Consider the following 25589-nt stretch of genomic DNA (forward strand, 5'->3'; position numbering starts at 1 on the left):
CAAATTGTCCAACAAAATCTCCACCGCCTTCCTCCCCACCTTCAGAGCTCAGCCCGTACACCAGATCCGACTATAGCTCTTGCTGGTACGCCTGTTCCTGTAACGGTCATGCCCGTTAGGATGCTGCCCGTGATGTTTGATACAAATACGGTTGCAGAGGAATTTGAACTGGCGACCGAACCTCCGTCTGTCTGGAAGTAATTACTTCCTGAAATTTGGCCGCCAGGATTGGGCTCCCAAAATTGGATTGTTGCACCTGCTGGAATACTAACAGTCGTACTCAACGTTATGGTTTTGGTTGAAGCATTTACAGAAGTCACAGTCACTCGGTTCGACAGATTCGAAGGATTTTTGTCATAGAGCGTGGAACTACCACTTGTGACTTGCAACACATCTCCAACATTTACATAGTCTGCGCTCTTATTTGATGAAAGAGTGCCTAGTGACGTAATCGTGATTAGATTGCTATTTCCCGACGATGTCGCAGATGCTGTCGCTGTGGCAGTAAGACCAACTACCGTCTTCGTATCCCCCGCATCCACATCCGTATCGTTGGCCAGCACATTACCGCTCGCAACACCTGTATAGCTGGTGCCTCCGTCGGGCTCCTTCGCAGTATTGAAATCCGCAACCGCCACCGGCGCATCGTTCCGCCCGCTGACCGTGACGGTAAACGTATTGGTGGAGGTCAGTCCCGCCGCATCCTTGACGGTGTAGCGGAAGACGTCCGTACCGCTATTGTTCAGCAAGGCCTGTGCGACCGCAGCGGTGTTCGAAACCTGATAGGTATAGCCGCCGTTGGCCGCGATGGTGAGCGTTCCGTAGATGCCCTGTATCGACGTGCTCCCGGAGCCTGCGATCACCTTGGACTCGGCCGCGCTGCTCACGGATGCCAGCGTCAGCGTATCGCCGGCATCCGGATCGCTTGCAAATGACGTGATCAGGTTTCCTGCGGCATCGCTACCGGCGGTGGCATTGGCGACGCCACCCGCTTCGACTGCGGTTGCCGTACCCGCGCCCGCCACCGGATTCTGGTTGACGGCGTTGATCGTAAAGCTGATGGTATTCGGTGACTGGTCGAGATCAATGCCGCCATTGCTGGTGCCGCCGTTGTCCCTGACCTGAAAGGTAAAGGATGCACTCCCGGCACTGCTGGAGGTGAACTTCAGTCTGGAAATATCGGCGACGGCAATTTCCTGCCCGGCCGTGACCGCGATGCTGTTCAATGTCAATGTACCGGCGACAGGCAAGGTTTTGATCTGCACTGCCGAGAATGTGTTGGCGGGCGTGTCGTTCGCATCGCTGAAGCCGAAGTCCGCAGCGGAAAAGGTGTAGGCCGTTCCCAGCTTGATGCTCAAGCTCTTGTCCGTGCCTGCTGGCGCGTCGTTGACCGGGGTGATACGTACCGAAAAACTGCCGGTCGTGCTGGCAGCGCCGTCGCTGACGGTATAAGTGACAGCCGGCACGGCACCGGCATAATTGGCAACCGGGGAGAAACTGTAACTGCCATCGCTGCCGATCGTGAAAGTACCGATGCCTGCCAGGGTGGCCGACTGCGTTGCACCGGCTGCGACGGCATATGCCTGCCCTCCAACGACGAATTGCGTGATTCTCAGCGCATCGCCGTTGGCGTCGGTGTCGTTGGCGAGCAGGTTGCCGGTGACGGCAGACAATGCATCTTCCAGCATGGCCGCACTGTCGTTTGCGGCCACGGGTGCGCTGTTCGGAACGATCAGCTTGTTCATCGCCGTATCGACCGGATCGCTGCTCGTTTTGTAGGTACCGTTCGGCGCAAACTTGCCGGGGTCGAGGCAGAGCAGATAGGCGGTTTCGCCGGTATCGCCGGTGCCGATCTTGCCATCGCTGCCGAAAGCATAGAAATACAAACCTTCGACCGTGCTGCCGGTCTTGACGAGACGGCTGACCACGCCATTGATCGTTTTCACCGTCTTGGTTGCCGTATCGACGTAGCTCAGGGTGCCGGCAACGTTATTACCCGAAAAATACGGGTCGCTGGGATTGCCCGAGGTGAACTTGAAATTGGTCCCCGCGACCGCAACCGTGCCGCTGACTTCGTTCGCCTCTTCACTCAAGGCACTCGGCGTTCCCTGATAAACGGCCGAAAAGGTAATCGACGCCTCCTCGATCTCGATGGCCTGTCCATTGACATGGATGGTCGAATAATCGTTTTCCGTTGCAATGCGCGCACGTTCGCTATCGCTCAAGCTGGCATTGAGTATCAGTGCCGCGAACGCCTCGCCTTCATCACCGGCGGTGTCCCGTTCAGCGTTGAGCGCCTGATCGATGCCATGGCCGAATTCCTCAATCAGTACGCGGCTTACCGCATCGGTTCCCGGCTGCCGTTCGAGCCAGTCCTGGTTGATGAAGATGGTTGGTTTCCCCCCCAGTCCGTGTGCGGCGAACGCGGCGAAAACCCCGCCGATTTCATCATTGCTGATGGTTTTTACCTGGATTGAGAAGCTTCCTTCCAGAACTTCGGCACGAAGTGCCTGCGCCCTCTCCTTCCATGCTTGCGAAGGTTCGCTTTGGCCTGCGTTGAAGAGGCTGAACAATGACTGTTCCGCCTTGTCCGAGTCCAAGAATTCACGAATGATTTGCTCGGCGCGCATGCTCGCTTCTGCCAACGATGCATTACCCGCATCCGCAGTGAATATCTGTGCCGCGCCTTCAGCGGCATGCCAACCAATATCCATTGCAGGCGCGTGCACTGCTGCATCGCATACAGGCGGAATGCTAGGGCCGCTTACCGTCGCGGCGGCTTCCGGTGGAGGCACATCCGCCGTGTTTTTCGCCGCCATGGCCGTATCCACCGCCGCCGCATCAAACATGATCCTGGCTTCAAGCGCAAAAGGTGCCGGCTTGTTGCGAACGAGTTTCCGGCGATTTTTGTTATTCATTGTCATGTTGATGCTCCAGTGGACGGAGATACGCTTCCCGCTTGTCTTGTCTTGCCTTGTCTTACTGCCCCGCTGGCGGAACGATGGCGACCTTGCCGCTCATGCCCGCCATCAATTCGGGAAAGCTGCCGTCGACGGCAGCCACCGCCTTGACCGACTGGCTGACCGGATCAACCCGCGCGCCGATGCGCTGAATCTTGGCCGGATAGGTCTTTCCGGTTTCATCGATGCGGACCTGAAACGCATGTCCCGCCTTCATCCACACCAGCCAGCGCGACGGCACCAGGAATTCCAGTTCCAGCACGCTGTCATCGAGAATGTCGAGCATGGGCTGGCCGGCTTGCACGTATTGCTGCTCGCGCACGCGCTGCTCGACGACCCGGCCGGCGAAGGGCGCGCCGATATGGCATTTGTCGAGCGATACATTCATCAGCGACACCTCGGCCTTGGCTTTGGCGGCTTCGGCTTCCGAGACTTCCAGCTCGACCTTGCCGACGGAATTGAGCTCGGACAGGCGTTTGTTGCCGGCATAGGTGCGCTCGGCGGCGGTCAGCGAAGCCTTGGCTTTCTGCAGCTGCGCGTTTTGCAGAGAGCAGTCCAACGACACCAGCGTCTGGCCGGCCTTGAAACGGCCGCCTTCGACGACGCTAATGCGGCTGATCTTGGCGCCGACCTCGGCAGCGATGGTGGTGAAGCGGCGCGGCGTCAGCTGCGCGCGGATTTCCTGTTTCTCCAGTGCCGGCTTGGGAGTGGCCGGCGGGATTTGCTGTGCATGGACGCTTGTGACGGCGAGAAGCAGCATTGCGACAATTGCATTTCCGCGCATTATTGCTCTCCACTCAGCAATGCAAGCACTTGAGGCGACGGCGCAATCCCGGCGAGGGTTGCCGGCGCCAGTTCATGGCTCAAGTTCAAGGCAAGGCCTTCCACGTCTTGCTCCATCGTCCGCTCCCGGGCCGCGCCGGTTTTCAGCGGCTTGGCGGGAAGGGGTTGCACCGGCTGCGGTGCATCCAGCTGCTTGCTCCATTCGCGCATGGACTGCCCCACGGTCCTGGTCAGCTCCTGCAGCGACATGTCGGTGACGCTGCCGATGACCGGCTCCAGGCCCATCGTGGCTTGCAGCTTGCTGCCTGCGGCTTGCACCTGCGACAGGGACTGATATCGACGCAACAGGCTCAGAATCGCGGTCGTGCTGTTGGCGACCTGCTCCAGCTTGCTCTGGGTTTCGGCGGTTTCACGGTTCCTGATATGTTCCGCAATCTTCGCATCGGCCTGCCAGACCTGGTCGGCCCGCACATACTGTCGATAGGCAATCTGGTAGGCCAGGCGCGACAAGTGCAATTGGGTCAGCACGGTCATCTGGGCGGCGATTCGGCGCTGGTCCGCCAGCTTGACGCCGGCGTCAGCCAGTTTTTTCTGCGTCGGCGCGGAGAGCAGGTTGAGCAGGTTGTACGACAGCTGCAGGCCGGTGTCATTCCATTGGTTGTTGATCAGGAAGCGGTCGGTGTCGTACTTGATGTTGTAGTTGAAAGACAGGTTCGGGAACATGCGCAGCATGGTGCGCTTCGTTTCCTCGACGGCGATGCGGCTGGTGTAGAACTGTTCGCGGATGTCGCCGTTCTGCGTCACCGCAACTTCTTCCATGCGCTGCACCGGCACTTCGAGCAGCGAGGCATCGACGTTGTCGTTCGGTTCCTGAACACGGAATTCCTGATGCAGCGGGATGTTCATCAGGCTGGCGAGTTCAATGCGTCCCGAGGACAGCTCCTGCTCGATGCTTTCCAGCAGGCGCAGGTTTTCCAGCAACTGGCGCTGGTAGCGCAGCGCATCGATCGGGGAACGCACGCGTTCCGTTTCCGCCTTGCGCGCGTCCTGCAATGCGCCCTCTGCCAAAGCGATGGCCTGCTTGACATCGTCGCGCAGTTTCTGCGCGCTTGCCGTGCGCCAGAACGCGGTACGCACATCCTGAATGAGGGTGTGCATCGCCTTGCGGCGACGTTCGGTCGCGATCATGACGCGGTCGCCCTGCTGCTTGGCAAAGACATAACTCATGCCGAAGTCGAGCAGGTTCCATGTCAGTCCGAGGTCATATACCGCGTGGCTGCGTTCGGAGGAAATGTAGGGATTGGCCAGCGAAGGCAGGCCGGTGACCGAATCCTCGCTGCGGGTGATCAGGTTTTTATTGCGGGACGAGTAGCCGGCGCTTGCGGTCAGGCGCGGCAGCATGTCCCAGCTCGATGCATCCAGCTGGTTCAAGGCAAGGGCCTCTTCCATCATCCTGGTGCGTCGGTCCAGGTTGTACTTCAATGCACGGGCCACTGCCTCGTCCATCGACAATTCACCTGACAGCGGTTCGACTCCTTCCTGGGCTGCCATGCGGTCGGCTGCGGTCTGGCGTGCCAGATCGTCCTGGGTCAGCGGCCGCACGGGTACCGAACCGCAGGCGGTAAGTAGCAAGGCAGCAGCAGCTATGGCGATGCGAACCGGGAAAACTGGGCGGGTGCTATGCAAACGCGGGAGAAAGGCAGTCATGGAGAGAAGTGCTCGTCGGTCGAAAAAATGACCACACTCAGAACTCCCCCGTCAGCACGACATGGTCGCGCTGACATACCTGTCCAACAATGCCATATCAAGCGCTCAAAAGCCGGTGCACCACAGGCGGAAATCTGAAGCGATAGTCGTCGTTTATTGTTTGCTTTAAAAGCAACACGCAGCTTCGAAGCGGAAATTCACGAGGTCTGTCACTGTGGCGGGGCTGGGCCGGGAACAAACCAAAAGTCGTTCCCGGTATGTTAGCTTACCGAAAGGAAAGTTGCTATGGAGAATCGGCAACTATTTGAGGGCAACTATTGGAAAACGTCGTTTAACTTACGCTAATTTCAACAAGGAAACCTCATCGAAGGGAAAGGGGCGCGCGATCCCGCAGTTTTTTATCCTCGATGCGCCCAGCCAGTCGTGCGCTTCTCGATGATGGCAAACAATTCATACATCGCCATTGCCATTGCGCCGATTACCACCAGCCCGGCGAAGGCCAGCGGCATTTTCATCGAAGAACCTGCCGATACCAGCAGGTAACCGATCCCTTCATTGGCGGCATTCATTTCGGACACGGTGGAGCCGACGAAGGCAAGCGTGATCGCCACCTTGAGGGAAGCGAAAAAATACGGCATCGAGCGCGGCAGGCCGACCTTCAGCAGCACATCCATGCGCTTGGCGCCGAGGACGCGCAGCACATCTTCCAGTTCCGGCTCCAGCGTCGCCAGTCCGGTGGCGATATTGACCATGATGGGAAAGAAAGAGATCAGGAACGCTGTGAGGATTGCGGGCCCGGCGCCGATGCCGAACCAGACCACGAGGATGGGCACGAAGGCCGCCTTGGGCAGGGCATTGAAGGCGGTCATCAGCGGATAGACCGCCGAATACATCACCGGCGAGGAGCCGATGATGAAGCCGAGCACGACGCCGACCACCACCGCGATGGCAAAGCCGGTCATGGTGACCCAGAAGGTGCTCAGGGCATGGCTGGCGATCGGACCGGCGAACTCGACCATCGATTGGCCGATCGCATACGGGCTGGGGAATATGAATTCGGAAACCGAAAAGGCGCTGCAAATGATCTGCCAGAGGATCAGGATGGCGATCAGGAGCGCCCAGGGGGCGAAGGTCTTGATGGATTTGGAAGTCATGGTTGGCCTGTCATGCGGATTTACGGAGCGTGCGCGTCATGTACATCGTGTGGGTCATGCACTGCGCACGCGGCCGATATGGCTGCGCAGTTCATGCACCAGCTCGGAAAACGGTTCGGTGTACGTAACCTCGAGATCGCGCGGCTGCGCCAGCGGATTTTCCTTGCGCGCCACGATGCGCCCGGGGCGCTTGCTCATCACATAAATGGTGTCGGCGAGGAAGGCGGCTTCGCGCAGGTCGTGGGTGACCAGAATGACATTGAACTTGCGCTCGTTCCACAAGTCCCGCAGCACGCACCACAGCTCTTCCCGCGTGAAGGCATCGAGCGCGCCGAACGGCTCGTCCAGCAGCAGCATCTTCGGCTCATGGATCAGCGCGCGGCAGATCGATGCCCGTTGCTGCATGCCGCCGGACAGCTGCCACGGAAACTTGTCCGCATAGCCGTCGAGGCCGACGGTCTTGAGCAGCGCCAGCGCGCGCTCGACATACTTCGCCTTCTCGCGCTTGAAGTTGCTGCGGTAGGGCTCGACGATTTCGAGCGGCAGCAGCACATTGTCCAGCGTGGTGCGCCAGGGCAGCAGCGTGGGCGCCTGGAAAGCCATGCCGACGATCTTGAGCGGACCGGTCACCGGCGCGCCGTCGATGGCCACCTTTCCGCGAGTCGGCGGCTTGAGGCCGGTGGCCAGCTTCATGAAGGTGGACTTGCCGCAGCCTGAGGGGCCGACGATGGCAATGAATTCGCCCTGCCGCGTCTGCAGGTTGATGTCTTCCACCGCGAATTCGGAAGAGCCGTCGTAGGCCAGGAAGACATGATTGAAATCGACAAAGGTGGCGGACATGGTATTGCTCGCATACTCGTAAAAACGCCCTCGCCGTCGTGGCGAGAGCTAGTCAGGCTCGATGACCGGAGCGCTTATTTGGGGAAAACGTTCAGTTCCGCCTTGGACGGCAGGAACGAGGCGTTCCAGATCGCGTTAGGATCGACGCGCGTCTTGGTGTTGTAGGCATCAGAAACCTGCGATGCCATCAGCGACATGCGCGGTGCGGATACCTGGCCGAAACCCTCTGCCTTCGCGTTGGCGGTGGCAATGGAGCTGGCGATGGCCAGCTTGAGGCGGCGCAGTTCCAGCTTCTCGTCGATCAGGCCGTCGCGCTCCTTGACGCTCTTGATCGCCTCCTCCGGATTGGCCATTACATCCCTGGCCGCCTTGGCGAAAGCACGCAGGAAGCCCTTGATCGCTTCCGGCTTCTGCTTGACGAAGGCATCCGACGCAATGATGGCATTGCCGTACAGCTTGACGCCGTATTGCGGCAGGGGCATGACCACCACATCCTCGTCCTTGATGCCGCGCGCGTTCAGATTGAGCAGCGAAGTGAAGGTGAAGCCGGTGATCGCATCGACATCGCCGCGCACCAGCATGGTTTCGCGCAGCGGCGGATCCATGCTGATCCAGTTGGCCTTGGCGGCGTCGAGCTGGTTGGCCTTGGCGAAGATCGGGAAGGCGCGGCGGCCGGCATCGAATACCGGTGCGCCCAGCTTCTTGCCGGTCAGGTCGGCTGGCGCCCTGATGCCGGATTTCTTCAGCGCGAGCACGGCGGCCGGCGTGTCGTTATAGACCATCATCACGCCCACCGGCTTGGTCGGCGCGGTCGGGTTGTTGGCGGTGAATTCCATGAGCGCCGCCAGATCGGCGAAGCCCATGTCATAGGAGCCCGAGGCCACCCGGTTGACCGCATTGCCGGAGCCATTGCCGGCGTCGATGGTCACGTCCAGCTTTTCCTGCGCGAAGTAACCCTTGGACTTGGCGACCAGGAACAGCGCGGACGGGCCTTCGAAGCGCCAGTCGAGCTGGAATTTGACCTTGGTTTCCTGGGCCAGCGCGGGCAATGCCAACGCGCCGAGCAACAGGCCGGCTGCCCAGCGCGAGAAGATGGATGGGCGTGATGAACGCATATGATGATTCCTTTCAGGTGCGCGATGCCGCCTCATGGCGGCATCGTGACGGACGCGCATGCAAGAGGCATGCGCGCCGCATCGGTTTGGACGGATTCAGAACTTGTGACGCAGGCCGATGCCGTAGCTCGTCGCGCGCGATGCGCCGGTGATCTTGTCGCTCATCGCCACGGTGTAGAGGTCGGTACGCTTCGAGAACGGATAGTCGTAGCCGATCGAGAAGGTGTCGCGCTCGCGCTCCGCGCCGCCGATCAGCGAGCCGGCGCGCTTGGTTTGCGCGTAGGCGAGCAGCACGGAACCCGGCCCGACTGGCGCGCTGGCGCCTATGCTGTAGATCTTGTCGGTCAGTTCCGCGACAGTGGCGGTATCGTCCTCGTTGCGCTGGTAGGTGGCGAACAGCTTGACCACTTCGAAGTTGTAGCTGGCGCCGACGAAGTAAGCCTTCTGGCGATTGATCGCTGCGAACGGCGCAGTGGCGTCGATGACCGCACCCGGGTTGGGATTGGCGATCTGCACATCATGGTAGAAAGCCGAGGCGGCAAATGGTCCGCTGAAGTACAGCGCGTTGACGCCGATGTTGTTGCGGCCGGTGGAACCCGCGACCTCGCCGAACTGGTAATGCAGGTTGGCGGTCAGGCCGCCCAGCTTCGGCGTGGTATAGATGATCTGGTTGCTCCAGCCGGTATCGCCGGCATTGGCAGCGGTCCAGGTGCGCGCGCCGAAGGCGCCGGCAGGCACGTTCATATGCACCACCAGCGGCGAGAAGTTGAAGGAGTCGCCGTAGGGGTTGAACAGCACGGTGGGCAGGAAGTTGGGTGCGAGGCCGCGTCCAAGCTGGATTTTGCCGAAGCCGCCGGCGATACCGACGTTGGCGTCGCGCGAGAACATGTTGTCTCCGCCGAAGCGTCCGCTCTCGCCAGTGTCGACGCGGTAGAAACCGGTCAGCGCGAATTCGACGCGCAGTCCGCCGCCGAGGTCTTCCACGCCCTTGAAACCGAACCAGGAAGTCGTCATGCCGCCGCTGCCGACGACCGCGCGGCGGCCGGCATCTCCGCTGTACTTCAGCGATCCGGCAAAGCTGTCGACCAGTCCGCCGACCGTGACATTGCTCTGGGCAAGGGTGCTACCGGCTGTCATGCATGCGATCAGTCCCAATGCTGCTTGCGCTTTCTTCATTTCTGTCCTTCGATGATGGATGATTGTCTGGTGCGCCGCTCGCGTTCGCACAGATGCCAGCGACGACATCCTTTCCAGTCAGCAAATCCCGTGCCCGCGCCGGGGCGCATTGGGCACGTATTTAGTACGCTTTTTTTGTACACAAAATGAAGGAGGAGAAAACATGCCGCCCCATCATGGTGCGACGTGTTGCGGAAGAATGCATGTGCGCACCAATACGGCGCCTGCATGAGCATCCAGAGCATGCCAGGAGAAAGGAAATTTACATATAAAAAAAGGGCCGGTTTCCCGGCCCTTTCGGATGGAGCCGAAGCACTATCAACAAGCGCTTCGGTTTGGGTTGCCCATTCAGCCGATGTTCCGGCCGAAGGGACCCGGCATGCTTACGCCACCTGCTGGATACCCGCAAGCACCCAGCCGCCCTCGCCAGCAGCCGGCTTGGACAGGTTCCAGATTTCTGTGAACGGCTCGGCGGGCGCATTGTCCGCTTCGCGGATCATGCCGCTGAACTTCACGCTGGCCAGGTAATCGCTACCCACGGTTTCGATGCCCAGCAGTTCGCCGTTGAGCGAAACCACATCGGTATGGTTGGCCGAAGCGCCGCGCTCCTGCAGCTGCATCTTCAGTTCCGCGTACATCTCGGGCGAAGTGAATTCACGCAGGTCATTGGCGTCGCCCTTGTCCCATGCCGCCTGCAGGCGGATGAAATAGGTCTTCGCATGACGCAGGAAACCGGCCGTGTCGAAATCGGCAGGAATGCTTCCCTGCGGTGCATCGTTCACCGCCGCGGCTGATGCCGAGCTCATCGGTGATTGCAGTGCGGCGGGCTGCACCGGTTCAATGCGCGACCCGATCTCGGGAGTGCCAACACGTGCCGAGGTGGTGCCCGATGCCGCATAGGCAGGCTGCATGCCGCTTGCCTGGGCTGTGCCGTTGCGCTTGTTGCGGGTCAGCATGCGATAGATGAAGAACGCCGCGCCTGCCAGCAGGGCGATCATCAGCATGGTGCTGATTGCGCTTGCGAGTGCACCGCCGAGACCGAAGTGCGACAGCAATGCGCCGAGACCAAGGCCGAGCAGGGCTCCGCCGAGGATGCCTTTCCACGGGCTGGACGCCTTTGCCGCCGCGGCTGCTCCGGTCGCACCCGCAGCACCGGCCGCCGGGGCAGCCTGTGAGGCTGCAGGCGCGGCCTGGTTCTGCGCGGGCGTTGTGGATTGCCGGCTGTACGGTTGCGACGACTGCTTGCCGACGGAACCGCCGCTGCCGAGACGCTTGGCTTCGGCTTCGGACATCACTCCTATCGACAGCGCACTGACGGCAACCATCACGGTAGCCAAGAATTTTTTCATGTTTCCTCCAGAAGTTAGTCATCGTGCGCGAGGCGGAAGCATTTCCGAACTCTTCGCAGCGCAACCATAGTACGCGAGTCTGATCAATATAAAAAGCGAATTAATATTGACGCCTTCTTCGTCTTATACTGAATATTACAATTTATTCATGGTGGTACTCGGCTTTGCGGCTGATGTCAAACCATCGACGTTTTAATCGGTTTTAGTTTAGAAGGAATAACTTCATGACACGCGTCATGTAGAAAGGCAATCGGTGATGCGTATACATTGGCCGGCGGGCTGGAGGCACTGAAGCGCGCTCCCTGGCCGGATTATTTCAGCATTCGCCAGAACCTGGCGGGCGCGATGAAGGACAAGCCGGATCTCAGGAAGCAGCGATCGGCATGAACCTCGGGTAGAGATACCAGCCCAACATCGCGCAGTTCGCCAGCACGGTCAGCAGAAAAGCCGACTGAAACGAAGGCTTCTGCGACTTGTGGCGCAAGATCCTTTGCGCCAGCAACGCGCCGGGCCAGCCGCCGATCAGCGCCAGCAGGTGCAGCGTCTTCTCGGGGGTGCGCCATCTGCCGTGGCGGGCCGCCGACTTGTCGATCGCATACACCGCAAAGGCGCTGATGCTGAAGATGCCGTATGCGGCGGGCACCACCGGTGGCAGATAAGCAAACCATGCGGCACCGGCAAGGAAGGCGATGAACAGTGCGGCGAGCAGCAGTGGCGCCCTGCTTTCGCGGCGCGGCGCGACCACCGGCGTGCGCCGGCTCCGGGTAGCAGCTTTTTTCACAATGGTTTGCGGAGTCGGTAAAGGAATGCGGGCAAATCATTCCCGGGTTACGGCGTTAATCAGCTGGATGGCCGATGCGGTCAGCTTGCGCAGGTCGGCGACCCGGTCTTGTTCGATCGCCTGCAAAATCAATTCATTGATGCCGCCGACCACGGCCATCGCCATTTCCGCGGAAAGCGGCTCGCGGCGCTGCGGCGCGGATGCATGAGCATTGATGACCTTGAGCATGAAATCGGCGATTTCTTCATTGACGCGCCTGCGCGCCGCCAGTCCATCCGGACCGAGGCCAAGAATCTCGATGAACAGCGTGCGCATCAGGACCGGGTTTTGCGCGAGGCAATCGAAATAGGCCTTCATCGCGATTTCCACCTGCTCATGCCAGTCGTGAGACGGATCGATCGCATTGCGCAGCACGTCGAGCGCATTGTGGCTGGCCGCAGTGTACAAAGCGATAAGGCAATCGCCCTTGGTGCTGAAATATTCGTAGAAGGTGCGCCGCGACACCGCGGCTTCACGCACGATGTCGGCAATCGTGGTCGCCGCATATCCCTTGATTGCCACGGCATGGGCCATGCCTTCCAGCAAGCGGTGACGATGGGTATGCGGAACCGCTTGGGGTTCTCTCGGCTGCTCTTTCTGCTGTTCTCTCGATGCGACTGTCATCTTGATTGTTCTTGTTACGCTGAAAATTGCATAGCAGCAAGATCGGTACTTGACAGTACCGGCGCGCTACTCCACCATGATGGTAACGGTACTTTTTGGTACCGAGTCAATTATTTTGCTGGAGCCTGATGATGACCGAGCTTGTCGTGCGCCGCCTGCTGATCGATCTGGAAACGCCCTTCGCCCGCCACTGGTGCGGTGGCGATGCTTTCCGTACTGCCTTGTTCAATGCCTTGTCGATGAGCTTTCCGGTGGGTGAACAATTTTTTATCGACTCGGTGCGCAACGGTTTCAAGGCGCTGCCCCCGGAGCAGCAAGAGCGCTTCAAGCGCGAGGTGCAAGGCTTCGTCGGGCAGGAAGCCACACATCGCCGCATCCATGCGCTGTTCAATGGTCATCTGGAACAGCAGGGGCTGGTCAATGCCTGGGCACCGCGCGCATTGAAGCGGCTGAAATTAATGGAAGGCAAGGATCCGCGCCACTGGCTGGCGATTACCGCAGCCAACGAACATTTCACGGCGATCTTCGCCGAATGGATGCTGCGCAATCACGACCGTCTCGATGGCAGCGAAGCCCGTCTCAAGACCATGTGGCTGTGGCACAGCGCGGAAGAATCGGAACACAAGAGCACCGCATTCGACCTGTACCAGGCGCTCGGCGGCTCGCATGCGTGGAGAATCACCTGGTTCCGCCGGATCACCTTGATCTTTCTCGGCGATACGCTACGCCAGACGGTGGAAAACCTGCGGCGCGACGGCACCTTGTGGAAGTGGAGTACCTGGAAGAGCGCCGGCGAATACTTGTTCGGCAAGCGCGGCTTGATCCGGCAGAGCTATGGGCCGTGGAAAGACTATCTGCGCCGCGATTTTCATCCCAGCCAGCAGGAGAGCGACCTGTCGCGGCAGTGGCTGCAGGACAATGCGCGCGAATACACGCCGGTCGGCGCATAAAACAAAACAGGCGCCTGAATGAAAACAGGTCCTGTGCGGTATGACGCCGCTCAGGACCTGTTGCATTGGCGAATCGCTGCTCAGTCTAGTCAGCCGCGCGAACCCGCGCGCGAGCGCGATATCACGCCATCCGCCGCCGAACGCGCCTGCTGCAGCACGTGCTCGGGCATCAAACGCAGCAATGCGGGAATGCCGAGCGCCAGCAGCGCCACATCATCGGTCAGGCCCAGCAGCGCCAACCAGTCGGGCAGCACATCGATCGGGCTCAGTACATACAAACCCAGCAGCAATGCCGCAAATTTGAACACCACGGGTGTCGCCGGATTACGGCAGGCATACCACAGCACAACGATTTCACGACCGACAGTCCGGAACAGGCGACCCAAACGCAAGAACATGGCAACACTCCATCAGGATAAGCACGCACATCGTGCCAGCAAGCTTAGGCCGCGGTCCGGGAGGAAAGTGCCATAGAAACTCGCATGCCGGCCGATGCACTGCGTATATGACTAAGTCTGACGGCGCGGCGCGAGATTGACCATGACCACGCCCAGCATCACCAGTGCCGCCCCCGCGACAAATCGGGGATCGAGCGGATCGCGCAGCAGCAGCACGCCGAACGCCACGCCGAACAATGGTGTCAGGAAGGAAAACACCGACAGCCGCGATGCCAAATAATTGCGCAGCATCCAGAACCACACCAGGTAACTGAGGAAGGCCACGATCACCGCCTGGAACGCCAGGCTGCCCCATGCGATGCTCGTCATTTCGATACCATGCCCCTGTCCGGCGGCGAGACCGATCGCGACGAGGATGACGCCGCAGGCGCCGAGCTGATAGAACAAGGTGGTCGCGGGCGGCGCTTCCGACAAGCTTGAACGCCGGATCAGCACGGTGGTCGCCGCCCAGAAGATACCGCCCAGCACGCCGAGGGCATCGCCGATCAGCATATTGGTCCAGTCCTGCCCCTGCACCGTGAAACCGTTTGAAAATGCCACCGCGATGCCGGCGAAGGCGGCGAAAATGCCGGCCCATTGCAATCGGCCGAGCCGCTCCCCGGCGATCAGCCAGTGCAGCCCGAGCACGGTGAAGATCGGCGCAGTGTAGAGGAATACCGAGATATGCGAGGCGGTCGTGTACTGCAGGCCCAGAGCGATGCAAAGGAATTCAAGCGCGAACAATACGCCCGCGCCGAGGCCGGGACCCAGTGTCCCGTCGCGAAACGACAGCTTGCCGCCGCGCACCACGATCAGCAGATACACCAGTGCCGCAGCCACGACCGAGCGCAAGCCGATCTGCATGACCGGTCCCATGTAGGGCGCGGCGAGCTTGACGGCCACCTGCTGCAAGCCCCACAGCACGCATAGCGTCAGCATCACGGAGACGGCGAAGGCATCGAGCGGTTTGCGGGCGGCCATCATGATCCTCAAGGCAAAGTGAACAGCTATTTTAAGCTCGGCAACTTATTTGCGTCGGCCACCGGCTATTTGCGTGACGTCACGTTTTTGCAGATGAGCCTGAACCTGTGGCATAGCGATTTCTCTAAGCTTGTCAGATAAACATTCCGGAGCACAAGGCCATGAGCGATCAACCAATCGATGCAGTACAAATGCTGACCGCCCAGCACAGGGAAATGGAAGCCATGCTGAAGCAGGTGAAAGAGGCCGATGAGGCCCAGAGGAAAACCCTGTTCGCGACGGCTGCCGACAAGCTCACCATGCATATCAAGTCGGAGGAAGAAATCTTCTATCCCGCCGTCCATCGTGCCCGCACCGAGGACGACCTGCTGGAATCGCTGGAAGAACACCTGTCGCTGAAGCGCCTGCTGGCCGACCTGCTCGACATGGATCCCACCGACAAGGCCTTCGAGGCGAAATTCAAGGTGCTCAAGGAGCAGACCGAGCATCATCACGAGGAAGAAGAGGAAAAACTGTTTCCGGCCGTATTGAAGATGATCGACGAGGAGCAGCGCAAGGCACTCGGCGGCCAGATGCTGGCGCTGCAGGACGAGCTGGCATTGCAGGACAAGCCGCGCGTCGAGGTCAAGGGCGAAACCGCTTCGGCCGCGCCGCTGCACTAATCTTCCCGGTTCCAGCCGGCTTGGCGGGGCTGCCTTCAAGCCGGCCATCGACCACGCCGCACGCAGCAGTCAAGGAGACGACATGATTCGACATCCGCTTGCAACGCTGGCCGCCATGCTTGCCGCGCTCGGCTGCCTCGGCGTTTCTCACGCACAGATGGGAGGCGGCAAATCCGATCCTTCGATCCGCACGCCGGCCGACCCGGGCATGCAAAGCATGCCGGACAAATCAATGAAGGCGCCGTCGAATTCCGGTATTGTCGTCGTGCCGCCCAAGACGGCTTCCGACGCCATGGTGACCACGCCGCCACGGCGGGTCGACCCGAAAATCGACGATGCGACTCCCGACATCGACAAGAAGAATGCCGAAAAGTCGCAGGAGAAGGATGCGAAGTAAGAGCAGTGTCCGCAGGCTGTCTTGGCCAATGTTTTCACAAGGAAATCCATGAAAATTTTCGCCCCAGCCATGCCGGCAGCGCTCGGCATCCCGCTGCTGCTGATCGGCAGCGCCATGAGCACCTTCAGCACCAGCAGCTTTGCGCAAGCCTCGAAGCTGCAGACCGAAGTCGTCGCCCGCGGACTCGAGAATCCGTGGGGACTGGCCTTCATCGACAATGGCCGCATGCTGGTCACCGAACGCCCCGGACGCATGCGCGTGGTGCAGGCCGACGGCAAGCTCGGCGCTCCTATTGCCGGCCTGCCGAAAATCGATGCCGGCGGCCAGGGCGGCCTGCTCGATGTGCAGGCCGACAGCGAATTCGCGCGCAACCGCACGGTGTACTTCTGCTATTCAGAACCGGCGCAGCGCGGCTCCGGCAATTCCACCGCGCTGGCTTCGGCAAAGCTGTCGGCCGATGCGACACGGCTGGAACAGGTCAAGGTGCTGTTCAGCCAGAAGCCGAAATACAGCAGCGATGCGCATTTCGGCTGCCGCATCGTCGAAACGAAGGATGGCAAGCTATTCCTGACGCTGGGCGACCGCTACCACCGCAAGGCCGATGCGCAGACATTGAACAACCATCACGGCAAGGTCGTCCGCATCAACAAGGATGGCTCGGTGCCGAAGGACAATCCCTATGTCGGCAAGTCCGATGCCCTGCCCGAGATCTGGAGCTACGGTCATCGCAATTCGCAAGGTGCCACCCTCGGTCCCGACGGCAGGCTGTGGACGCATGAGCATGGCGCCCAGGGCGGCGATGAAGTCAATATTCCGCAGGCCGGCAAGAACTATGGCTGGCCGGTCATCAGCTGGGGCCAGGATTACGGCGGCGGAAAGATCGGCGACGGCGAAACCGAAAAGGCAGGCATGGAGCAGCCGGCCTATTACTGGACGCCGTCGATAGCGCCGTCCGGAATGACTTTCCTGCGCAGCGACCGCTACGGCAAGGACTGGCAGGGCAGCCTGTTCGTCGGCGCGCTGAAATTCCAGTACCTGGCTCGGCTGGAGGTGCAGGGCGGCAAGGTGGTGAAGGAAGAGAAACTGCTGCAGGATCTGAAGCAGCGGATCCGCGATGTGCGGGAAGGGCCGGACGGCCTGCTCTACCTGCTGACCGATCATGACGACGGCCAACTGATCAGGCTGCGTCCGGGCGCATGAACTGCTGAACGAACCACGGCCTGCGCAGGCCGTGGTTCGGCGTCCTACCTTACTTACTTCGTGGCGCGCTCGCCGATGTAGGCCAGCGCCTCATCGACCTGGTCGATCAGGATGAGACACAGGTCGCCTTCCGACAAGTCCTTCAGCGCCGCATCGATGGCCACGAACTCTCCGCGCAGTTCCTGGACCTGCTTGGCGCGCTTCGCATTCGCCAAGCCCTCGCGCAGCAGCGCAATCACCTCGCCGTCGGCGCGGCCGCGCTGGCACTGGTCTTCGTAAAGAATCACGCTGTCGAAGGCATCGCCGAGGATTTCGGTCTGGCGGCGGATGTCGATATCGCGCCGGTCGCCGGCGCCGCTGATGACCACCGAGCGGCGCTTGGCAGGCATGCTGTCGATTGCGCTGACCAGCGCCTCGATCGCATCCGGATTGTGGCCGTAGTCTGCGATCAGGGTGGCGCCGTTGTAGGAAAACAGGTTGAAGCGTCCCGGCGCGCTCTGCGCATCGCTGACGAAAGACTTCAGGCCGGCTTCCACTACTTTCCAGTCGAGTCCCAGGCCCCATGCCGCGCCGATGGCTGCCATTGCGTTGTCGACCTGGAAGCCGATGGTGCCGTTGCGGGTGAGCGGAATATTGGCCAGCGGAATGCGGTGGATGCGCTTGCCTTCGGCGGCGACGATGGCATCGCCGTCGACATAGACCACGCGTCGGCCCTGCGCGCGGTGCGTCGTCATCACCGGGTGATGCACGTCCTTGGCGAAGTAGGTCACCGCGCCCGGGCAGACGGCGGCCATGCCGGCCACCATCGGATCGGCCGCGTTCAGCACCGCCATGCCGTTGGGCGCGACGTTCTGCACGATCACCCGCTTGACCACCGCCAGGTCTTCGACCGTGGTGATGAAGTTCAGGCCGAGGTGGTCGCCGCCGCCGATGTTGGTGACGACCGCGACGTTGCAGCGGTCGAAGCCGAGGCCTTCGCGCAGCACGCCGCCGCGGGCGGTTTCGAACACGGCCGCGTCGACATCCGGATGCATCAGCACGTTGCGCGCGCTGCGCGGGCCGCTGCAGTCGCCGGTGTCGATGCGCTGATCGCCGATGTAGACGCCGTCGGTGCCGGTCATGCCGACCCGGTACTTGTTTTCGGCGAGGATGTGCGCGGTCAGCTTGACGGTAGTGGTCTTGCCGTTGGTGCCGGCGACCGCTACCACCGGGATGCGGCCGTCGTCACCTTCCTTGAACATCGCGGAGATGATTGCTTCGCCAACCGGACGGCCCTTGCCGAAGGACGGCTGCAGGTGCATGCGCAGGCCGGGCGCCGCATTGACTTCGACGATGCCGCCGCCCTGCTCCTCCAGTGGCTTGATCACCGTTTCGCACACCACGTCGACGCCGCAGATGTCGAGGCCGACCATCTGCGCCGCTTCCACCGCGCGCGCCGCCATGTCGGGATGCACGTCCTCGGTGACGTCGGTGGCGGTGCCGCCGGTCGAGAGGTTGGCGTTGTTGCGCAGCACGATCAGCTGGCCGTTCGGCGGCACGCTGTCGGTGGTGTAGCCCTGCTTGGCGAGCGTGGCGCGGGCGATGTCGTCGACGCGGATCTTGGTCAGCGAAGTGGCATGGCCGTCGCCGCGGCGCGGGTCCTTGTTGACCTGCTCGATCAGCTGGCCGATGGTGTGCTTGCCGTCGCCGGTGACCTGCGGCGGCGCGCGGCGCGCGGCGGCGACCAGCTGGTCTCCCACCACCAGCAGGCGGAAGTCGTGGCCGGTGATGTAGCGCTCGACGATGACATCGGTGCTGATCGCAAACGCGACGTCGAAGGCGGCGAGCACTTCCTCGCGGGAACGGATGTTGACCGCCACGCCCTTGCCCTGATTGCCGTCGCGCGGCTTGACCACGACCGGCCCGTCGATCTCGCAGGCGGCCTTCCACGCATCTTCCGCATCGGTGACCGAGCGGCCGTTGGGCACCGGAACGCCGGCCGCATGCAGCAGCATCTTGGTCAGTTCCTTGTCCTGGGCGATGGATTCGGCAATTGCGCTGGTGCGGCTGGTTTCCGCGGCCTGGATGCGGCGCTGGCGGCTGCCCCAGCCGAACTGCACCATGCTGCCCTCGGTCAGGCGGCGATACGGTATGCCGCGCGCAACCGCAGCCTGTACGATGGAACCGGTGCTGGGGCCGAGGCGGATGTCTTCATCGAGCTCGCGCAGGCGGGCCAGCGCGGCGTCCAGGTCGAAGGGGCGATCTTCAACCGCGCAGCGGCAAAGCTCTTCGGCCAGTTCGAATGCGAGGCGGCCGACATCTTCCTCGGTGTATTCGACGATGACCTGATAGGTGCCGGTCTCTACCGTCTGCACCGCCCGGCTGAAGGTCACCGGGCAGCCGGCCTGCGCCTGCAGGCAGAGGGCGGCCGCTTCGAGCGCATGCGCCATCGACATCGGATGGCTGGGATCGGCGGGCTCCTGGAACTTGAGTTCGGGGAAGCGCGCGCGCAGCCGCGGTTCGAAATTCGTCAGTCCGTCGATATTGCGTTCGGCTTCATTGCACGATACGACCGCTTCGATCGACGTATGCCGGCTCCACAGGTTGGGCCCGCGCAGGGCGCGGAGTCGCGAAATTTCCATCAGTATGTTTCCTTGGTTGCCCGGCTGGCGCAGCAGTGCGGCCGGGCGTGTTGCTGCTTTTTTCTCATTGGGCTCCCGGCCGCGCCGCTGCGGCCCGGATGCCGGGTTCAGGCGCTGTAGTCGAAGGTTTCCACGCCGGCAAGGATCACGTCGGACGCGATGCCCAGCGCCCACCCGGCGCCGACCGCGGCGAGGATGTTTTCCACCACGTAGCCGCGCTGGGCCAGCCCCTTGATGCCAAGCGAGGAAATCTTCATCAGCGGCGTTTCATGCGCGCCGTTGGCGAGAACGATCTGGTCGTCGCGCACGAATACCGCCCGCCCGCCCTGCTCGCGGTGGCGGGCGACGGCATCGACATCGGGCGAAACGCTGAAGAAGATCACGCTGCCGTCGCACAGCTCCGCCATCTCGGCGACGCGGGAGTCGGCGCCGTTGAGGACCGCGACGCCCTCGGGCAGCACGATGTCGACCTGGGTGCGCGCGACCTTGAACATCTGGTCGGCGTCATCGATGTACAGCTCCGGCAGGCCGGCCTCGGGATCGATATTGGTGACCACGCCGACTTGGCAGCGGTCGTAGGCGATGCCCTCGGTGAGGATGGAGCGGTAGCCGGCTTCGAGCACGGCGGCTTCGACCGCGCGGTTCATCAGCACGCGCTGCGCGGATTTCCAGTTGGCGCAGTCGCCCTTGTCCATGCGGCGCTGGCCGAGGACCAGGCCGTCGCTGCCGGCGACGGCGACATTGAGTCCATGCAGCCGCACCAGGCTGCCGATCAGGCGCGACACCATGGTCTTGCCGCGACTGCCGGTAACGCCGATGATGGGAATGCGTCCGTTTTCCTGTTCCGGGAACAGGTGATCGACGATGGCGCGGCCGACGGGGCGCGGCTTGCCGCTGGCGGGCTTCAGGTGCATCAGCAGGCCGGGGCCGGCATTGACTTCGACGATCGCTCCGCCCTGCTCTTCCAGCGGACGGGAAATATCCTCGGCCACCAGGTCGACGCCGGCGATATCGAGGCCGACGATGCGCGCAGCCAGGGAAGCCGCCGCGGCGACGCGCGGATGGACTTCATCGGTGATGTCGAAGGCAACATTGCCGTGGCGCTGGATCAGCACCGTCTTGCCGGCCGGCGGCACCGAGTCGGGGCCGAGGCCCTGGCGCTCGAGCACCAGCAGCACGGTCGGATCTTCCTCGTAGGTAATCAGGTTGAGGGGAAATTCTTCGTTCTCGCCGCGGCGCGGATCGGTATTGAGCTGGGAATTGATCAGCTCCGTCACGTTCGAGACGCCATCGCCGACCACCGTCGCCAGCTCGCCCTTGGCGGCGGCCACCAATTTGCCGCCGACCACCAGCAGCCGGTGCTCGTTGCCGCGGATGAAACGTTCCACGATCACGCCGCTGCCTTCCTGCTCGGCCAGCCTGTAGGCGGCCTCGACTTCTTCGCGGGTATTGAGATCGGTGGAAACGCCGCGGCCATGGTTGCCGTCGGACGGCTTGACCACCACGGGAACGCCGATATCCTCGGCCGCATCCCAGGCTTCCTCGATGCGATCCACCAGGCGGCCTTCCGGAATCGGGACGCCGCAGGAAGACAGCAGGCTCTTGGTCAGGTCCTTGTCGCTCGAAATGCTTTCCGCGATCGCGCTGGTCTGGTCGGTTTCCGCGGTCCAGATGCGGCGCGAACGGCTGCCGTAGCCGAGCTGCACCAGGTTGCCTTCGTTCAGGCGCAGCGACGGAATCCCGCGGTCGACGGCGGCATCGACGATGTTGGCGGTACTGGGGCCGAGCGCGACCGATTCGGCCAACTCGCTCAGGCTCTTGACCGTGGCTTCGACGTCATAGGGCTTGTCCTCGATGGCGGCCATCACCATGTCGCGCGAGGCGAGCAGCGCGGCGCGGCTGACTTCCTCGTAGCGGGCGCGCACGGTGAGCTTGTAGACTCCTCGCTTCGAGGTTTCCCGCGCCTTGCCGAAGCCGGTCTGCACGCCGGCAAGATTCTGCAGCTCGATCATCACGTGTTCCATGATGTGCGCCGGCCAGGTGCCTTCGCGCAGGCGCTGCAGGAAGCCGCCGCGCTCGCCGACGCCGCAGTGATGCTCGATCAGGCCGGGCAGCCACGCGGTCAGGCGCTCGTAGAATCCGGGAAGGGTATTGGAAGGCGAATCTTCCAGGTCACCGATGTCGACCCATGCCTCGATCACCGGACGATAAGTCCATATATTCGGGCCGCGCAGAGACATCACATTGATGATCTCAATGGTTTTGTTGTTCATTTAATACGAGAGGCTAAGGGTAAATACCAGATTAAGGCCGTTGGTTTCCGGGGATTTTTAAACTGTCTCTCTCCGGCCGGTGTATGGATAACGCATCAAAAGGACGATAGTTTACTGAAAGCGCTAAAAAATTATCGGACAGAATCCGCTTGTTCAGAACAACATTATCGCCTCTCGGTATACTTGGCGCCACATTAGCGCCACAGCCGCACCGCCAAATTTACATTCTGCAAACAATTTATCGCCTGTTTGCCCTTTCTGAGCCTTAATGAACACAGCATCCCCCACGGCATTGCCTGCCAAGAGTGCGCTTCCGACCGCATGGCAACAGAAGCTGCACCCCCATCTACGCGATGGCGAAGCCGTCATTGCCGGCCTTGAACTCGATCTTGACCTGAACCTGCGCTTCGCCGCGGGCATTGTCATCGTGACCAGCCAGCGCCTGCTGGCGGCTTCCGACCTGGATGCGGACTGGCAGGAATGGTCATATCGACCCGACCTGGCGTTGGCGCATCACGACCATGCCGGCGTGGGCACCTTGGAATTGCATGACAGCCAACGCCGGCTCGCCGCCTGGCGTTATACGTTGGGTCATAACCCCGAGGCGCTGCGGCTGATCAAGCATTTCGGGCAGCAGTGCGATGCCGTGCTGAACGGACATGCCTTCAAAGAACCTGAACATGCGACCTGTCCCAGCTGCAAGGCGCCGTTGCCGGAGGACCAGGACGATTGCCCGATCTGCACGCGGGAAATTCATACCCCGCCTTCGACTTGGACTCTGTTTCGGCTGTGGCGTTTCGCCAAGCCCTACAAGGGCCAGCTGCTGCTCGGTTTCCTGCTGACGCTGGCATCGACCGCAGCGACCCTGGTGCCGCCCTACTTGGCGATGCCGCTGATGGACAATGTGCTGATTCCCTACCAGAACGGCCAGTCCATCGATGTCAATCTTGTCGCGCTGTACCTGTCCGGCCTGTTCGGTGCGGCGCTGGTGGCCTGGGTGCTCGGCTGGGCGCGCACTTACATCCTGGCGCTGGTGAGCGAGCGCATCGGCGCCGACCTGCGCACTTCGACCTACGAGCATCTGCTGCGGTTGTCGCTTGAATACTTCGGAGGCCGGCGCACCGGCGACCTGATGGCGCGCATCGGCTCCGAGACCGACCGCATCTGCGTGTTCCTGTCGCTGCACCTGCTCGACTTCGCCACCGACGTGCTGATGATCGGCATGACGGCGGTGATCCTGGTATCCATCAATCCCTGGCTGGCGCTGGTGACGCTGCTGCCGCTGCCCTTCATCGCCTGGATGATCCACGTGGTGCGCGACAAGCTGCGCCACGGCTTCGAAAAGATCGACCGGGTCTGGGGCGAAGTCACCAACGTGCTGGCCGACACCATTCCCGGCATCCGCGTGGTCAAGGCCTTTGCCCAGGAAAAGCGCGAAGCGGCGCGTTTCCGCGAAGCCAACAAGCACAACCTGCAGATCAACGACCGCGTCAACAAGGTGTGGTCGCTGTTTTCGCCGACTGTCACCTTCCTGACCGAAATTGGTCTGCTGATCGTCTGGGGCGTCGGCATCTGGCAAGTATCGAAGGGCCTGATCACCGTGGGCGTGCTGACCGCTTTCCTCGCCTACATCGGCCGCTTCTACACCCGCCTCGATTCGATGAGCCGCATCGTGTCGGTCACGCAGAAGGCGGCGGCCGGCGCCAAGCGCATCTTCGACATCCTCGACCATGTGTCGAGCGTGCCGGAGTCGCAGAATCCGGTGCACCTGCAGCGCATCGAGGGCAGCATCCACATCAAGGATGTCGGCTTCCGCTACGGTAACCGGGCGGTGCTGCGCGGCGTCGACCTGCAGATCAGGCCGGGCGAGATGATCGGACTGGTGGGCCACAGCGGTTCGGGCAAGAGTACGCTGGTCAACCTGATCTGCCGCTTCTACGACGTGTCGGACGGCGCGATCCTGGTCGACGGCGTCGACATCCGCTCGCTGCCGGTCGCCGAATACCGGCGCCACATCGGACTGGTGCTGCAGGAACCCTTCCTGTTCTTCGGCACCATCGCCGACAACATCGCCTACGGCAAGCCGAACGCGACGCGCGAGGACATCATCGCCGCAGCGCGTGCGGCCAATGCGCATGAATTCATCCTGCGCCTGCCGCACGGCTACGACTCGATGGTCGGCGAGCGCGGCCAGACGCTGTCGGGCGGCGAGCGCCAGCGCATTTCGATCGCCCGCGCGCTGCTGATCGATCCGCAGCTGCTGATCCTCGACGAAGCCACTTCATCGGTGGATACCAGCACCGAGAAGGAAATCCAGAAGGCGCTCGACAACCTGGTGCGCGGCCGCACCACGATTGCAATCGCGCACCGGCTGTCGACGCTGCGCCAGGCCGACCGCCTGGTGGTGCTGGACAAGGGCCAGATCGTGGAAGTCGGCAAGCACGAGGAATTGCTGGCGCGCGGCGGCGCCTATTTCAAGCTGTACCAGGCGCAGCAGCGCCAGGCGGAAAACGAAGGCTTGGTTGAGTTGAGCGAGGGCATTGCATGAACGGCTTCACACTGACCCGCAACCCTTTCGGCAAGCTGGTGTTCGCCTCGGCCGAAGGCACGCATGAAGGCGTGGTGCCGGTGCGCGCCTTCCCGATCGCGGCGCCGGACACCGGCATCGCGCTGGTGGACGCGGACGGCCATGAACTGGCCTGGATCGAAAAGCTGGCGGATCTGCCGCCGGCGACCCGGACGCTGCTGGAAGAAGAATTGAAAAGCCGTGAATTCCTGCCGGAGATCAGGCGCATCGTCGGTGTCTCGACCTTTGCCGTGCCAAGCACCTGGCAGGTGGAGACCGACCGCGGCAGCGCCAGCTTCGTGCTCAAGGGCGAGGAAGACATCCGCCGCGTCGCCGAATCGACGCTGCTGATCGCCGACAGCCACGGCGTGCAGTTCCTGATCCGCGATACGCAGGCGCTGGACAAGGCCAGCAAAAAGATCCTCGACCGCTTCCTGTGAGCGTTCAGGCCGCCGCAGCGACCTCCCGGAATGCGAAGCCGCAGGCTAGATGTGCTTCGCTTCCGCGGCCACCAGTACGCTGCAGCGGATCTTCTCCACCAGCACCGCATCCATAGCGCCGCGCCACCAGCGCATTGCGAACGGCTTGTGGCGCGAATGGCCGACGATCACGAGCTCGATGCAGAGGCGGTTGACGAGGTCGCCGATGACGGTCACAGGCTCGCCGACTTCGAGATGCGGCGTCACGCTCAGGCCGCCTTCGGTCAGCATCCTGCGGCCCGACTCCAGCACCTGCGCCATGGCGTCGCGTTCGGCGAGCTCCTCATCCATGGTCGGCACGGCGGCGACGAATTCACCGGCCAGGACGATCGGTGTCGGCGACACCACCGCAAGCAGATGCACCTGGGCGGCGGGCCCCGGCGCAAGCCGTATGCATTCCTGCAGCGCGAGCCGGCTTTCCGGCGTGCCGTTATAGGCGACCAGTATTTTCTGATACATGCTTGCCCCCTTAATTATGCGTGGATGTGCGCAATG

General features: G+C 61.9%; 21 protein-coding genes. 6 read left to right on the forward strand and 15 right to left on the reverse strand.

All coding sequences use genetic code 11. The features are described from left to right. Positions 1–41 precede the first annotated feature (41 nt). The 10 genes from RY831_RS15360 to RY831_RS15405 form a co-directional block, all read right to left on the reverse strand. The gene (locus RY831_RS15360) at positions 42–2924 is read right to left on the reverse strand and encodes a cadherin-like domain-containing protein (RefSeq protein WP_326507249.1); all 2883 of its coding nucleotides are present in this window, start codon (positions 2922–2924) and stop codon (positions 42–44) included. Between the two features lie 55 nt (positions 2925–2979). Next, on the reverse strand, positions 2980–3744 hold the full coding sequence (locus RY831_RS15365) for an efflux RND transporter periplasmic adaptor subunit (protein ID WP_326507250.1): 765 nt from the start codon (positions 3742–3744) through the stop codon (positions 2980–2982). Beyond that, positions 3744–5450 (reverse strand): TolC family protein, encoded by a 1707-nt coding sequence (locus tag RY831_RS15370; protein ID WP_326507251.1) that lies wholly within the window; start codon positions 5448–5450, stop codon positions 3744–3746. Before RY831_RS15370 ends, RY831_RS15365 begins: the two co-directional genes overlap by 1 nt. 398 nt (positions 5451–5848) lie before the next feature. Further along, on the reverse strand, positions 5849–6604 hold the full coding sequence (locus RY831_RS15375; RefSeq protein WP_326507252.1) for an ABC transporter permease: 756 nt from the start codon (positions 6602–6604) through the stop codon (positions 5849–5851). A gap of 54 nt (positions 6605–6658) precedes the next feature. Further along, positions 6659–7444 carry an ABC transporter ATP-binding protein gene (locus RY831_RS15380; RefSeq protein ID WP_326507253.1) on the reverse strand — a complete coding sequence of 262 codons (786 nt, stop codon included), beginning with the start codon at positions 7442–7444 and terminating at the stop codon, positions 6659–6661. A 74-nt stretch (positions 7445–7518) separates the two neighbouring features. Beyond that, on the reverse strand, positions 7519–8559 hold the full coding sequence (locus RY831_RS15385; protein ID WP_326507254.1) for an ABC transporter substrate-binding protein: 1041 nt from the start codon (positions 8557–8559) through the stop codon (positions 7519–7521). Between the two features lie 96 nt (positions 8560–8655). Next, positions 8656–9735, reverse strand: a complete 1080-nt coding sequence (locus tag RY831_RS15390; protein WP_326507255.1) for a porin — start codon at positions 9733–9735, stop codon at positions 8656–8658. 383 nt (positions 9736–10118) lie between these two features. Then, positions 10119–11084 (reverse strand): Tim44 domain-containing protein, encoded by a 966-nt coding sequence (locus RY831_RS15395; protein WP_326507256.1) that lies wholly within the window; start codon positions 11082–11084, stop codon positions 10119–10121. Positions 11085–11448: 364 nt separating this feature from the next. Continuing rightward, positions 11449–11865, reverse strand: coding sequence for a DUF1294 domain-containing protein (locus RY831_RS15400; protein ID WP_326507257.1), 417 nt, complete (start codon positions 11863–11865; stop codon positions 11449–11451). A gap of 36 nt (positions 11866–11901) precedes the next feature. Continuing rightward, a complete protein-coding gene (locus RY831_RS15405) occupies positions 11902–12528 on the reverse strand; it encodes a TetR/AcrR family transcriptional regulator (RefSeq protein WP_326507258.1) in 627 nt (208 codons plus the stop codon). Positions 12529–12659: 131 nt separating this feature from the next. Here RY831_RS15405 and RY831_RS15410 point away from each other — a divergent pair, with 131 nt between their 5' ends. Further along, positions 12660–13478: a metal-dependent hydrolase gene (locus tag RY831_RS15410; protein ID WP_326507402.1), complete on the forward strand. Its 819-nt coding sequence runs from the start codon at positions 12660–12662 to the stop codon at positions 13476–13478. A gap of 89 nt (positions 13479–13567) precedes the next feature. Here the strand turns inward: RY831_RS15410 and RY831_RS15415 are convergent, their stop codons facing one another. Both RY831_RS15415 and RY831_RS15420 read right to left on the reverse strand, forming a co-directional pair. Beyond that, entirely contained in the window at positions 13568–13876 is a 309-nt protein-coding gene (locus tag RY831_RS15415) for a YkvA family protein (RefSeq protein WP_326507259.1), read from the reverse strand. A 111-nt stretch (positions 13877–13987) separates the two neighbouring features. Next, positions 13988–14899, reverse strand: coding sequence for a DMT family transporter (locus RY831_RS15420; protein WP_326507260.1), 912 nt, complete (start codon positions 14897–14899; stop codon positions 13988–13990). Between the two features lie 158 nt (positions 14900–15057). On the opposite strand from RY831_RS15420, the gene RY831_RS15425 reads away from it, so the two are divergent. From RY831_RS15425 to RY831_RS15435, 3 genes are all read left to right on the forward strand, one after another. Then, entirely contained in the window at positions 15058–15558 is a 501-nt protein-coding gene (locus RY831_RS15425) for a hemerythrin domain-containing protein (RefSeq protein WP_326507261.1), read from the forward strand. 82 nt (positions 15559–15640) lie between these two features. Then, positions 15641–15955 (forward strand): hypothetical protein, encoded by a 315-nt coding sequence (locus RY831_RS15430; RefSeq protein WP_326507262.1) that lies wholly within the window; start codon positions 15641–15643, stop codon positions 15953–15955. Between the two features lie 114 nt (positions 15956–16069). Then, a complete protein-coding gene (locus tag RY831_RS15435) occupies positions 16070–17155 on the forward strand; it encodes a PQQ-dependent sugar dehydrogenase (protein WP_326507403.1) in 1086 nt (361 codons plus the stop codon). Positions 17156–17208: 53 nt separating this feature from the next. On the opposite strand, the gene cphA is transcribed toward RY831_RS15435, so the two are convergent. Both cphA and RY831_RS15445 read right to left on the reverse strand, forming a co-directional pair. Beyond that, complete coding sequence (gene cphA / locus RY831_RS15440; protein ID WP_326507263.1) at positions 17209–19776, reverse strand: cyanophycin synthetase; 2568 nt, start codon at positions 19774–19776, stop codon at positions 17209–17211. A 107-nt stretch (positions 19777–19883) separates the two neighbouring features. Continuing rightward, the gene (locus RY831_RS15445; RefSeq protein WP_326507264.1) at positions 19884–22049 is read right to left on the reverse strand and encodes a cyanophycin synthetase; all 2166 of its coding nucleotides are present in this window, start codon (positions 22047–22049) and stop codon (positions 19884–19886) included. Between the two features lie 268 nt (positions 22050–22317). Between RY831_RS15445 and RY831_RS15450 the strand changes: the two genes are divergently transcribed. After that, the gene (locus RY831_RS15450; protein ID WP_326507265.1) at positions 22318–24597 is read left to right on the forward strand and encodes a cyanophycin metabolism-associated ABC transporter; all 2280 of its coding nucleotides are present in this window, start codon (positions 22318–22320) and stop codon (positions 24595–24597) included. Next, entirely contained in the window at positions 24594–25055 is a 462-nt protein-coding gene (locus RY831_RS15455; protein ID WP_326507266.1) for a cyanophycin metabolism-associated DUF1854 family protein, read from the forward strand. The genes RY831_RS15450 and RY831_RS15455 overlap by 4 nt, the downstream gene beginning before the upstream one ends. A 45-nt stretch (positions 25056–25100) precedes the next feature. Here RY831_RS15455 and RY831_RS15460 read toward each other — a convergent pair whose 3' ends face one another. Next, on the reverse strand, positions 25101–25553 hold the full coding sequence (locus RY831_RS15460) for a universal stress protein (protein WP_326507267.1): 453 nt from the start codon (positions 25551–25553) through the stop codon (positions 25101–25103). Positions 25554–25589: the final 36 nt, after the last annotated feature.

This window comes from Noviherbaspirillum album, from assembly GCF_035916955.1.
GTDB classification, from domain to species: Bacteria; Pseudomonadota; Gammaproteobacteria; order Burkholderiales; family Burkholderiaceae_D; genus Noviherbaspirillum; species Noviherbaspirillum album.